This is a genomic window from Nocardia sp. NPDC051911, assembly GCF_040681035.1.
In the GTDB taxonomy this organism is placed as follows: domain Bacteria; phylum Actinomycetota; class Actinomycetes; order Mycobacteriales; family Mycobacteriaceae; genus Nocardia; species Nocardia sichangensis.
Map to the genome: position 1 here is coordinate 1 of NZ_JBFAXY010000069.1, position 12068 is coordinate 12068.

Sequence of the window (12068 nt, forward strand, 5' to 3'; positions counted from 1 at the left end):
CATTCCGAACCCGGAAGCTAAGCCTGCCAGCGCCGATGGTACTGCACTCGACAGGGTGTGGGAGAGTAGGACACCGCCGGAACATCCTTTCACGAAAGGCCCTCGACACCGTCGAGGGCCTTTCGTCATTTATGCACAGAATTACTTTCCATGCCGACCGGCGGTGAGCGCGTTCGTCAATTCGGCTGCCGCGCTGCGGGTCGCATCGACGAATTCATCGCGTTCCACGCGCGTCGTCGCCACCTGCAATGGCCCCAGCTGAACTTCGTAGGCCGCGGTGCCGCTCGCATCGAAAACCGGGGCCGCGAGATAACTCAGCGGCAATATCTCATCCGAATCCAGCTCCGTCCGCGTGAAAGGCCGGGACGTGAGCGCGGCGAGCTGGCGTAGCGCGCGAGTACGCAGATGCGGTCGCAGCAATTCGGATCCGACCGCGCCGAGCAGATCGGCGAGCAGGTCGACCAGGCCCGCATCGTCGGCGCGCGGCCGGAACACCGCGACCCCGCGTTCACGCACGAGTGCCAGCAGCGCGCCGACGATGCGTTGATCCGCCTCGTCGGCGGTGTTCAGCCACGTATTCTGCTCCTTTGCCGGACGCCACGGCATCACACTCGCGCCGGCCGGGAATTGGAGCGGAATACGATGTCCCACCGGGATTCCCGGCACCGCCCGGTCGACGCCGTGCCGGACGTCGAGCACGGTGAGCCGGTCCGGCTCGATGCGGCTGAACGTGGCGCCATAGCCGGTCCGGGCAGCGAGACCGGCGAGGAGCTCGCCCACGTCCTGTGGAAGCGCGGCGCCGTGCAATCCCACCAGCGCCGGGCCGATGCCGTAACCACGAGCCGGGTCGCGCACGACCCAACCGGCCGCGTCCAACTCGACCAGGATCGCGGTCGCGGTCGCGCGCGCGATGCCCAGCCGTTCGGCGATGCCCGCGACGCTGATCGGCTCCCCGGAGGTCGCCAGTAGCGACACGATGTCGACGACGCGCCGCGTGGGCGGCGACGCAGATCGGTCCGGCATGATGGCAATCCCTTGTCCCGGCTCGGTGAGCGACTTACGATGACGAATATTACATCACATGCTGTCGAATATTCGTCAGTCGATGCTTAGGAGCGTGAATGATTCTGGAACGGTTCCGAATCGATGATCAGGTCGCGATAGTCACCGGCGCAGGTCGTGGCCTGGGCGCGGCTATAGCGGTCGCGTTCGCGGAGGCGGGTGCGAATGTCGTCATCGCCGCACGAACCAAAAGCCAGCTCGATGAGGTAGCCGAGCGGGTTTCCGCCACCGGCCGACAGGCCCACGTGGTGCCCGCGGATCTGAGCGACGCCGAGGCCACAGCGGCACTCGCCGCAGCGGCGGTCGAACGCTTCGGGCGATTGGACATCGTGGTGAACAACGTGGGCGGCGCACTGCCGTGCCCGCTGCTGGACACGACGCCGCAGGCACTGCGGGACGCCTTCGACTTCAATGTCTCGAACGCGCACGCCTTGGTCCGCGCCGCGGTGCCGCGCATGCTCGAAACAGCGGGCGGCGGCTCGATTCTCAACATCACGTCCACGATGGGGCGGCTCCCCGGACGAGCGTTCGCGGCATACGGCACCGCCAAGGCGGCTCTGGCCCATTACACCAAGCTCGCCGCTCTCGACCTCAATCCGCGTATCCGGGTCAACGCCATCGCGCCGGGCTCGATCCTGACCTCCGCACTGGAGGTCGTCGCCGGAAACGACGCCATGCGTACCGAATTGGAGTCGAAGACACCGCTGCATCGCATCGGCGAACCGGAGGACATCGCAGCGGCCGCGCTCTATCTGGTGTCCCCTGCGGGGAAGTACCTCACCGGCAAGATTCTCGAGCCCGACGGCGGTTTGATCGTTCCCAACCTCGACCTTCCGATCCCGGACCTGTGACATGACATATCGCGTAGTGCAATGGGGCACCGGCAATGTGGGCAAGCATGCCTTGGCCGGCGTAATCGCCCATCCCGAGCTGGAATTGACCGGGGTGTGGGTGTCCGGTTCCAAGAGCGGAGCGGACGCGGGGACGCTCGGGGGGCTCGATCAGCCCGTCGGCGTCGCCGCGACGACCGACGCGGAGGCATTGCTCGCGTCGCGTCCGGACTGCGTCGTCTACTGCTGCATGACCGACAACCGGCTGTTCGAAGCCGTACAGGATCTGCAACGCATCCTGGCCGCCGGGATCAATGTCGTCGCGTGCGCACCCGTATTCTTCCAGTACCCCTACGGCGTGCTGCCCGACGAGTTGCTGAAGCCGGTGCAGGAGGCGGCCGCGCAGGGCAATTCGTCGCTGTGGGTGAACGGCATCGACCCCGGTTTCGCCAACGACCTGCTGCCGCTCGCGCTCGCGGGGACCTGTCTGCGCATCGATCAGCTGCGCTGTCTGGAGATCGTGGACTACGCCAGCTACGACAACCGCGCGGTCATGTTCGACATCATGGGCTTCGGCAAGCCACTCGACGAGATCCCCATGCTGTTGCAGCCCGGCGTGCTGTCGCTCGCCTGGGGCGGCACGGTTCGCCAGCTCGCGGCCGGGATCGGGGTCACCCTCGACGCCGTCACGCAATCTTACGAGCGGATCGCGGCGCCGGAGTCGTTCGATATCGCGACCGGGCACATCGCCGAAGGAACGGCGGCGGCACTGCGTTTCGAAGTGCGGGGCATGGTCGGAGACGTGCCCGTCACGGTGCTCGAGCACGTGACCAGGCTGCGTCCCGACCTGTGCCCGGACTGGCCCCAACCGGCGGACCCGGAGGGCTCCTACCGGGTCGAGATCACCGGCGAGCCCAATTACGCGTTGGACTTGGTGACCTCGAGCCGCAACGGGGATCACAACTACGCGACCGTGCTGGCGACCGGCCTGCGCATCGTCAACGCGATTCCAGCCGTGGTCGCGGCGCCCGCCGGAATTCTCACCGCGCTCGATCTCCCGCTGATCACCGCTCCCGCGCAGCGTCCCGGTCGCTGACCCACCACCCGGCCCACGCGGTACGCGGAGGTAGGAGGTAGAAGGCCTGCGGAGCTACTGGCCCATCGCACGGCGGCCCCGGCCGAGGCTATTCGGCGTACCGCGCGGACTGTGCGCGGTCGAGGTCATCGATGAGCTGCAGCTTGCCGACCGACCGGGCGACCGGCCTACCGACCGACCGGCTGCACGGCGTGCCGGTCGGCCGGCGACAGCGTGTCACGCTATTGGCCCCGCCCGGTCGTGTGACCGGCTCGGCAGCACGCGGAGCTACCCGGCCCGCAGGCGACAGTGCCCCGTCGTCGCCAACTCGGACGCAAACAGCCGACCGGAAGTGTTGGCGCTGTCGCTCGGCCACGCTTCGGGCTCGCCCGTTTCGACTGGCCGCGCAAGTAGGCGGCCCGCGGCGGGGACTACCGGGCTCGCGCCGCGGACAGTGCCCGCTCGATGTCGTCGGCGCGGTTGCTCGGCCAACACTTCGGGCTCGCCCGTTTCGATTGGCCGCGCAAGTAGGCGGCCCGCGGCGGGGACTACCCGGCTCGCAGCGCGGACAGTGCCCGCTCGATGTCGTCGGCGCTGTTGTAGAGGTGGAAGGCGAATCGCAAGCCGCCGCCTCGCGCTGAGGCGACCACCTCGGCCTGCTCGAGCCGGGCCGCGAGGTCGCCCGCGCCAGGGACGGAGACGATCGGCGAGGGCGCCTCGACGGGCTCGAAACCCAGTTCGCGCAGTCCGGCACGGAAATGGCCGGCGAGTTCGAGGTCGTGCGCGCCGATCTTGTCGACGGTGAGTTCCTCGATCAGCGACAGTCCCGCCAGCGCCGCCACGACGCCGAGCCAATCGGGCGTCGTGTCGAATCGCCGTGCCGTCGCGGGCAGCGCGGCCGGGCGGTACAGCTCCGCCCAGCGGTCCTCGGCGGCGTACCAACTGGAGCCGATCGGACGCAGCTGCGGGACGAACTCGGGCGGCGTGGCGAGGAACGCGACGCTGCGCGCGCCGATCAGCCATTTGAAGCTGGCGCAGACCCAGTAGTCCGCGTCGGCGAAGCGCAGCGGCAGCCAGCCCGCGGCCTGGGTGGCGTCCACGAGCAAACGCGCGTTGTTGGCCCGGGTGACCGCGCGCAGCTCGGGGAGATCGGCGACGCGGCCGTCCGCGGATTGGACCACGCTCACCGCCACCAACTCCGTCTCCGGGCGGACCTGCGCGGCCAGCTCCGCCAAAGGGACGAAGCGCACGACGAGATCGTCCCGGTACACGAAAGGCATCGAGACCGAGGCGAATTCGCCTTCCGGCAGGAGGACCTCCGCGCCCGGTGGCAGTGCGGCGGCCACGGGTGCGATCAGGCCCGCGACACCGCTGCCGAGCGCTATGTCATCGGCGGTGGCACCGTCGAGCAGCCGGGCGAAGCCCGCGCGCAGGTCCGGTACCAGAAGGTCCACTTGGGATGTCGGGCCACTGCGGCCGGTGGCCCAGCTCGTGCTCGCCTCGCGGACCGCGGCCAGTGCGCGGGCGGACGGCAGACCGAAGGAGGCGGTGTTCAGGTAGGTGATCTCGGGAGTGAACTCGTCAGGCGCTAGCGAGGGCATGTTCGCAGCATCCGCCGGGCGGCGCGGGACCGTCCAGCGCCACCGGGCGGATAGTGGACCGTTTTCCCGCCCGTCACTTACCGGGCGCCCACATGTTGGACAGCAACTGGAAGCTGGGTGTGTCCGACAGCGACTGCATGGATTCGTAGATGCGCCGGTAGGCCGTGGAGGCGATGCGCCACTTGCCGTCGTCGTCGCGGCGGTAGGTGTCGGTGTAGTAGCCGGCTCCCCGGATCAGCACCCCGTACTCGGTGGCGAGCACGGTGTCCTCGAAGGCCCAGGATCCCGTGGCCGTCGCGCCGTCGACGCCGATCTCCGGGTGGTTGGCGATGTGGACGGTGACCACCGAGGGGCCGAGATTCTCCCGCATGAACGCGGTGATGGCGTCACGGCCGTCGAGGTTCAGCGGTTCGCCCATGGCGTGGGTGCCGTAGCGCCCTTTCGCGTCGACCGCGAGGGTGTCGGCGAACTCGTCCCACTCTTTGAGGTCGAGGGCACGGAAGTAGCGGTACTTCAACTGGCGGACGGCTTCGATGGCGTCGAGATCCATCTGTCGAGCCTGGCACGCGCAGCCCCCGCAGACAAGAACGTGTTCTATTTTGGTGCGAGTCGGCGTCGCGAAGGGACGGATCGAGATCCGCGGGGATCAACTGTGTCGTCGTCCGGAGCGGAGGCCGGATCGGGGACCTCAGCCGCAGGCGAGGGTGTCGAACCGGGCGGGGGCGGGTACCCATATGACGGGCGTTATCGTGCGCCACGACAGCGTCCTGGGTACCGATCCGTCACGACCAGGGGAATCTTGCGATGACCGACCGCCATGCCACCCACGACTCGAACCAGCAGATCCCTCTCGACCAAGAACTCGCCCTCGAGGCGGCCGCGCGGCGCCTGGAGAACGAATTCGACGGTGTCGCCAGCGAAGCCGCGATCGAGGACCATCTCCAGGCCTCCTACGACCATGTCGCACACCACGCCACCATCGTCAACTTCCTGCCCCTGCTGGCCGAGCGGTACACCCGCGAGTGGCTTTTCGCCCTCGAGGATTCCGCGCACGGGTCCGCTTAGCGGCCTCTAAGCTCTACGCGAGCACGCGTGGAGGTTGGCAATGACGGTCGAGGTGATGACCGATTCCGAGACGGGGGATTTGCCGACCGGATCCGGACAGGCAGCACGACCGAGCCAGCCCCCGGCATCGATGATCGAGCGGATGACGCTGATATTGGAGGCGTTCGACGGCGCGACGCCGACGCTCACCCTCGTCGAACTGGCCGAGCGCACCGGACTGCCGCGCTCTACCGTGCATCGCATCCTCGACCAGCTGATCCGGCTGCGCTGGCTGGCGCACGCGCCCGGCGGCTATCGGCTCGGCTTGCGCACTCTGGAGTTGGGTGGCCTGGCCGCCGACCAAAACGAGATCCGCGATGTGGTGAGCCCACTGCTGCACGACGTCTGCCAGCAGACCGGAATGGTGGGCCATCTCGGCGTTCTGGACGGGCGCGATGTGTTGTACCTGGACAAGGTCGGCGGCCGGATCGCCGCCAGCGTGCCCACCCGGCTCGGCGGCCGAATGCCCGCGCACAGCACCGCACTCGGCAAGGCGCTGCTGGCGACGCTGGACCCGAGCATCGTGGAGGCGTCCTTCCGGGATCGCCTGCCGCAACTGACCGCTCGCACCCTCGCCGACCGCGCCGAACTGCATCGCGAACTCGGCCGCATCCGCAACCGTCAGGGTGTCGCCGTCGACAACGAGGAGTCCGTGCCCGGAATCACATGCGTGGCAGTGCCGATTCGCGGTCGCGGCGCGGCGGTGGCCGCGGTGTCGTTGTCGGGCCTGATCGGTGCCGACGCGGTGGCGCCGGACACCGCGCGGCTGGCCATGGCGCTGGCCGAGATCGCCCGTGAGGCGGGGCGAACCCTGTGTCCTCGGCACGCGCGTAGGCTCTAGCTGCATCGCGCGGCCCGGCATCGGTGCGCCCGGCTCCGCCGGATCATTTCCGATCGGCCGCGGCCGTCCCCGGGCGGAATGGCCGAAATTAGCGGTGCGCTTGCTGAATTGCCCGCCTTTCACTGTGAAGAATTTTCGTTCGCTGTGCGCGCGAGCGGCCGGGCTGCTTTCCTGGTGGAGTCAGGATGGACAGTCCGCGAGGAGCCGAGCCGGAGTCGGGGAAGCGATGCACCGGGTACCGATCCAAGAGCGGCCATTCCGTTCCGAATGGCTATGGTTTGCGGCGGGCGCGCTGGCCACCGTCGCGGTGGTCGTCTGGCTGGTGCGGCCGTCGGCGCCGACCTGCGCCGCGGCGCATCCGCTCGACGAGGTCTCCTCGCCGTCCCGATTTCCCGTGTCCGCCGTGACTTTCGCGCCGATCGGGCCGGACATGTCCGCCGAGGTGCGCTACTACGTCTTCGGCACGCGGACATCGTGTTCCTTCCGCGAGCTGCCGCCGGACGGCTACTATGCCGGGCTTTCGACCCGCGACTACGGGCGCGCCGATCTCTGCGGGGCATTGCTGGACATCGCGGGCCCACGGGGGTCGGTCCGCGCGCTGGTGGTCGACCACTGCCCGGCATGCGCTCCGGGACAATTGGATCTCAGCGCTGCGGCGTTCGAGCGGATCGCCGATCCCCGCGACGGAGTGGCGCGGGTCGGCTACCGTCTGGTCCGCGATCCGCAACCGGCGCAGGAGCTGACCTACGAGGTGAAGCCGGATTCGTCCGCGTCCTGGTTCGGCATCCTGTTCGGCGGCACCGGAAACCCATTGCGCGAGGCGGCTGTTCGTCCGGCGGAGGGTGGGCCGTGGCGACAGCTCAGCCGACGGGCCGACAACTACTGGACCCTTTCCGGCGCCGGGCTGGGCCCGTTCACCGCGCGCGTGACGGACGTCTTCGGCAACGAGGCCGAGATCACCGAGGTGCGGGTGGAACCGGGGCGATACTCGGCGGGCACCCGGCTCTATTCCGGCGCGCCGTCGTTCACGTCGTCGCCGTCGCTGGCGACCGCGACAGGGCCCGTCACGGTCGCGTCCGGCTGTCGACGGTAGCGCTCAGGTGAGCCTCGCGGCCAGCGCACGCCCAGCGGCCCGGCCGGAGAAGATGCACCCGCCGAGGAAGGTGCCCTCGAGCGCGTTGTAGCCGTGCACACCGCCGCCGCCGAATCCGGCGACCTCACCCGCGGCGTACAGACCCGGGAACGCCGTGCCGTCCGGCCTGATCACCTGGGAACTCAGGTCGGTCTGCAGACCGCCCAAGGTCTTCCGGGTGAGGATGTTGAGCCGGACGGCGATCAGCGGGCCCGCGGCGGGATCGAGGATCCGGTGGGGTTTGGCGACCCGGCCCGCCTTGTCGCCGAAGTATCGGCGCGCGTTGGCGATCGCCATCAGCTGGCTGTCCTTGCCGTACTTGTTCGCCAGTTCCCGGTCGCGCGCGACGATCTGGCGTTCCAGGTCGTCGTAATCCAACTGGGGGCCGCGCGCGATCTTGTTCATGCCCTCGACCAGCTCGCGCAGCGTGTCCGCGACGACGAAATCGACGCCGTGCTGCTTGAACGCCTCGACCGGGCCCGGCGCGCCCTTGGCCACGCGGCTCTTCAAAGTGAGTTTGAGGTCCTTGCCGGTGATGTCCGGGTTCTGCTCGGAGCCCGACAGCGCGAACTCCTTCTCGATGATCGACTGGGTGAGCACGAACCAGGAGTAGTCGTAGCCGGTCTTCAGGATCTCCTTCATCGTCGTGTTCGTATCGAATCCGGGGAAACACGGTGCGGGCAGCCGCTTTCCGTTGGCGTCGAACCACAGCGAGGACGGCCCCGGAATGATCCGGATGGCGTGGTCGGGCCAGATCGGGTCCCAGTTGACGATGCCCTCGGTGTAATGCCACATGCGGTCGCGGTTGACGATGGCGCCGCCCGCGGTCTCGGTGATGGCCAGCATTCGGCCGTCGACGTGCGCGGGCACGCCGGAGATCATGGTCTCCGGGCACGGGCCCAGTCGTTCGGTGGGCCAGTTGCGCCGGATCAGCTCGTGGTTGTGGCCGATCCCGCCGGAAGCCACGATCACGGCCTTGGCGCGCAGTTCGAACCCGCCGACTTCGGTGCGGGACGAGGCGCGACCGCGCTCCAGATCGGTGTCCTCGAGCACGGCGCCACGCACACCGACCACCGTGCCGTCCTCCACGATCAATTCGTCCACCCGGTGACGGAAGCCGAAGCGGACCAGCCCGCGCCGCTCGCCTTCGAGCACGGGCTCGGCGAAGACCCGGACCACCTCGGGGCCGGTGCCCCAGGTGAGGTGGAAGCGCGGCACCGAGTTGCCGTGCCCGTCAGCGGTAGCGCCGCCGCGTTCGGCCCAGCCGACCAGCGGCGTCACGCGCAGGCCGAGGTCGCGCAGGTAGTCCCGCTTCTCGGTGGCCGCGAACCGTACGTACGCCTGCGCCCACTGCCTGGCCCATTTGTCCTCGTCGTCGCGGTCGAACCCGGCCGAGCCGAGCCAGTCCTGCAGAGCAAGATCGTAGGAATCCTCGATGCCGAGACGCCGCTGCTCCGGGCTGTCGACGAAGAAGAGCCCGCCCAGCGACCAGAACGCCTGGCCGCCGAGGTTGTTGCGGTTCTCCTGATCGAGCACGTGCACCGTGCGACCGGCCTTGACCAGTTCGTGCGTGGCGACCAGGCCGGCCAGCCCGGCGCCGACGACGAGGACGTCCGCCTCGGGGCTGCTGTGGGACATGTTCATCCTTCGGTTGCGGTGCTGTAGGCCAGCACGACGTGGTGGAAGAGTTCGGTGCGGCGCTCGCGCACGGCGCGGCTGTCCGGCTCCATCAGTACCTGCACGCTGGTGCCGTCGTGGACGGCGATGAGCGCTTGCCCGAATGCCTCCGGATCGGGCACGGTGCGGCCGCCGCGGGCGAGCGCCGCGACGATCGTGGGCATGAGCGCCGCGACGATGGCCTCCTCACGAGCGGCCATCACCCGGCGCAGCGCGGGGGTGCGCAGGGCGTGCGCGGTGAATTCGGCGGTGATCCGGTACCAGCCCTCGTCGACCGGGACCGCCCGTTCGAGTCGCTGGACGGCGGCGCGTACGTCATCGGTGCCCTCGGCCGCGATCTCGTCCAGGATGGCGCTCGCCTCGGTGAGCATCGCCGTGGAGCGCTGCTCCCACATGGCCAGGAAGAGCTCGTCCAGCGAGCTGAAGTTCGAGTAGAACGCCCCGCGGGTGAATCCGGCGCGCTCGCAGACCCGCTCCACGGTGGCGCGGCCGAAACCCTCCTCGGCGAACGCCTCGTAGGCGGCGGTCAGCAGCCGGTTCCTGGTTTCGGCGCGGCGGCGGGTGACCCGGGCGGGCGCGGCCTGCGCGGCATCGGACGTCATCGGGCACCTCCTCGGTCGAGGCGTTGGATACAGGAATGTACTCGATACAGAAACGTATCAGAATTCGCCGGGCCGCGTGGCCGTATTCGCCGAGTAGGGTGATTCCGGCCCGGCCGACGCGGTCGGGGTGCCCATCCGTGTCGATCCGATCGGTGCGAGGTGATCCGATGAGCGAGGTTCGCAGCGGTACGTCCGCGATGCGTTGCTGGCGGGTGCGCAGGCCGGGTCCGATCGAAAGCGGACCGTTGGACGCGGAGCGAACACCGGTCCCCGAACCCGGTCCCGGCGAACTGCTGGTGCGTGTGCTGGCCTGCGGCGTGTGCCGGACCGACTTGCACGTGGCCGAAGGCGACCTTCCGGTGCACCGCGCGGGGGTGGTGCCGGGGCACGAGGTCGTCGGCGAGGTCGTCGCGGTCGGCAGGGCCGCGGAGGGTTTCGCGGTGGGGGACCGGGTGGGCATCGCCTGGCTGCGGCACACGTGCGGCGAGTGCAAGTTCTGCCTGCGCGGGGCGGAGAACCTCTGTCCGCATTCGGCCTACACCGGCTGGGATGCCGACGGCGGCTACGCCGAATTCGCCTGTGTGCCCGCGACTTACGCGCTGCGCCTGCCGCGGGGCTACTCCGATGCCGATACCGCCCCGCTGTTGTGCGCCGGCATCATCGGGTACCGGGCGCTGCTGCGGGCCGCCGTGCCGCAGGGCGGGCGGCTGGGGATCTATGGTTTCGGCGGCAGCGCCCACATCGCCGCTCAGGTAGCCGCCGCGCGCGGAGCGGAGGTGCACGTGATGACGCGGGATCCGGCGGCGCGGGAGCTCGCCGCCGCGCTGGGCGCCGCCTCGGTGCGGGGCGCGGCGGATCCGCCTCCGGTGCTGCTGGATTCGGCGATCCTGTTCGCCCCCGTCGGTGAGCTGGTGCCGCCCGCGCTGGCGGCGCTCGATCGCGGCGGGATCCTCGCCGTCGCCGGTATTCATCTCAGCGACATTCCCGCCTTGAACTACCAGCGGCATCTGTTCCAGGAACGAGAGATTCGCTCGGTGACCGCGAACACCCGCGCGGATGCCCGCGAATTCCTGGCTTTCGCCGGCGAACACCGGATACATCTGACCACGCACGGGTATTCCCTGGACATGGCCGATCGGGCGCTGGCCGATCTCGCGCACGGACGATTTGCCGGTGCGGCGGTTCTCCTGCCGTAGAACACGATTCGGCGCTGACTCCGTATCGGTCGGATGGATTTCCTTGACCGCCTCCTCAGCCGTTCTTACCTTCGCGGATATAGCCGAGTAATTGTCACTGACAAGTGTCGCTCGGCTGTCTCACAACGGCGTGAGTAGGTGAGTACGATGGCCAACCGGAAGGTAATCCAGTTCGAGAAGTGGCGTGTAGTAAGGGCATTCGCCGTGCTACTGCTCGTCGCGGGTTTCGGGGCTGCGACGGGAATGCACGCATGGGCCGCGTCCTGTGCGGCGGTCGACGTCGTCGTCGCCAGAGGCACTCATGAACCCGGGTATCTGGGTTCGGTGGTGGGCGATCCGCTGTACGAGGCACTGTGGCAAGCGCTTCCGGTCGATTCGCAGGAATATCGGGTGGACTACCCCGCCGACCTGCTCGATCCGTCCTCGATCAGCCGCGGCACGCAGGACATGACCGCGCACCTGATGTGGCAAGCGGAGAACTGCCCGGACCAGCGGTTCATCCTGGTCGGCTTCTCGCAAGGAGCCGTCGTCACCCACGGGGTGCTCGGCACCGGCATCGTCACCGTGCTCGGTGGCATCTACTCGCTGCCCGGAGATCTGGAATCCCGGGTGGCGGCGGTGCTGCTGTTCGGCGACCCGATCCGGCTGATCGGCTGGAACGTGCCGGACCGATACGCCGGGCGGACCGGAAACTACTGCGCGAGCGGTGATCCGGTGTGTGAAGGCGGCATCCGTCCGGCCGCGCACACGGACTACCGGTGGGCCATGTGGCCCGCCGTGGAGTTCGCGGTAGACCGGATGTGACATCCCGAGACGGGAAATCCGCGGGGTGGGACCGACCCGAGGTCGGTCCCTGACTTTCCACGCATCACGCGAACAGCGTCGGCTTGCGACCACCCCCTCGCGTCACGCTCGGAACGCATTCGGACTGCCCAGACGGGTCGATCG

Annotated in this window: 12 protein-coding genes; 7 read left to right on the forward strand and 5 right to left on the reverse strand. The window is 68.9% G+C overall.

Features of this window, described 5'->3' with window-relative positions; translation table 11 throughout:
* Positions 1–141: 141 nt before the first annotated feature.
* Positions 142–1023, reverse strand: coding sequence for a helix-turn-helix domain-containing protein (locus AB0L97_RS37705; protein ID WP_364439630.1), 882 nt, complete (start codon positions 1021–1023; stop codon positions 142–144).
* A 98-nt stretch (positions 1024–1121) separates the two neighbouring features.
* Here AB0L97_RS37705 and AB0L97_RS37710 point away from each other — a divergent pair, with 98 nt between their 5' ends.
* Together AB0L97_RS37710 and AB0L97_RS37715 are read left to right on the forward strand one after the other, a co-directional pair.
* Positions 1122–1913, forward strand: a complete 792-nt coding sequence (locus AB0L97_RS37710) for an SDR family oxidoreductase (protein WP_364439633.1) — start codon at positions 1122–1124, stop codon at positions 1911–1913.
* Between the two features lies 1 nt (position 1914).
* Positions 1915–2988 carry a diacylglycerol kinase gene (locus AB0L97_RS37715; RefSeq protein WP_364439636.1) on the forward strand — a complete coding sequence of 358 codons (1074 nt, stop codon included), beginning with the start codon at positions 1915–1917 and terminating at the stop codon, positions 2986–2988.
* A gap of 527 nt (positions 2989–3515) precedes the next feature.
* Here AB0L97_RS37715 and AB0L97_RS37720 read toward each other — a convergent pair.
* Complete coding sequence (locus AB0L97_RS37720) at positions 3516–4568, reverse strand: aminotransferase class V-fold PLP-dependent enzyme (protein ID WP_364439639.1); 1053 nt, start codon at positions 4566–4568, stop codon at positions 3516–3518.
* A gap of 73 nt (positions 4569–4641) precedes the next feature.
* On the reverse strand, positions 4642–5118 hold the full coding sequence (locus AB0L97_RS37725; RefSeq protein ID WP_355081427.1) for a nuclear transport factor 2 family protein: 477 nt from the start codon (positions 5116–5118) through the stop codon (positions 4642–4644).
* A gap of 254 nt (positions 5119–5372) precedes the next feature.
* On the opposite strand from AB0L97_RS37725, the gene AB0L97_RS37730 reads away from it, so the two are divergent.
* The 3 genes from AB0L97_RS37730 (at position 5373) to AB0L97_RS37740 (ending at position 7606) form a co-directional block, all read left to right on the forward strand.
* Complete coding sequence (locus tag AB0L97_RS37730; protein WP_355081428.1) at positions 5373–5633, forward strand: three-helix bundle dimerization domain-containing protein; 261 nt, start codon at positions 5373–5375, stop codon at positions 5631–5633.
* 142 nt (positions 5634–5775) lie between these two features.
* Positions 5776–6513 carry an IclR family transcriptional regulator gene (locus AB0L97_RS37735; RefSeq protein ID WP_355081430.1) on the forward strand — a complete coding sequence of 246 codons (738 nt, stop codon included), beginning with the start codon at positions 5776–5778 and terminating at the stop codon, positions 6511–6513.
* A 226-nt stretch (positions 6514–6739) separates the two neighbouring features.
* Positions 6740–7606, forward strand: coding sequence for an expansin EXLX1 family cellulose-binding protein (locus AB0L97_RS37740; protein ID WP_364439645.1), 867 nt, complete (start codon positions 6740–6742; stop codon positions 7604–7606).
* Between the two features lie 3 nt (positions 7607–7609).
* On the opposite strand, the gene AB0L97_RS37745 is transcribed toward AB0L97_RS37740, so the two are convergent.
* On the reverse strand, positions 7610–9289 hold the full coding sequence (locus AB0L97_RS37745; RefSeq protein ID WP_364439648.1) for an FAD-binding dehydrogenase: 1680 nt from the start codon (positions 9287–9289) through the stop codon (positions 7610–7612).
* Complete coding sequence (locus tag AB0L97_RS37750; protein ID WP_355078514.1) at positions 9286–9924, reverse strand: TetR/AcrR family transcriptional regulator; 639 nt, start codon at positions 9922–9924, stop codon at positions 9286–9288. The genes AB0L97_RS37745 and AB0L97_RS37750 overlap by 4 nt, the downstream gene beginning before the upstream one ends.
* A 197-nt stretch (positions 9925–10121) precedes the next feature.
* Between AB0L97_RS37750 and AB0L97_RS37755 the strand changes: the two genes are divergently transcribed.
* Positions 10122–11120, forward strand: a complete 999-nt coding sequence (locus AB0L97_RS37755) for a zinc-binding alcohol dehydrogenase family protein (protein ID WP_364439655.1) — start codon at positions 10122–10124, stop codon at positions 11118–11120.
* Between the two features lie 147 nt (positions 11121–11267).
* A complete protein-coding gene (locus AB0L97_RS37760; protein WP_364439652.1) occupies positions 11268–11924 on the forward strand; it encodes a cutinase family protein in 657 nt (218 codons plus the stop codon).
* Positions 11925–12068 lie beyond the last annotated feature (144 nt).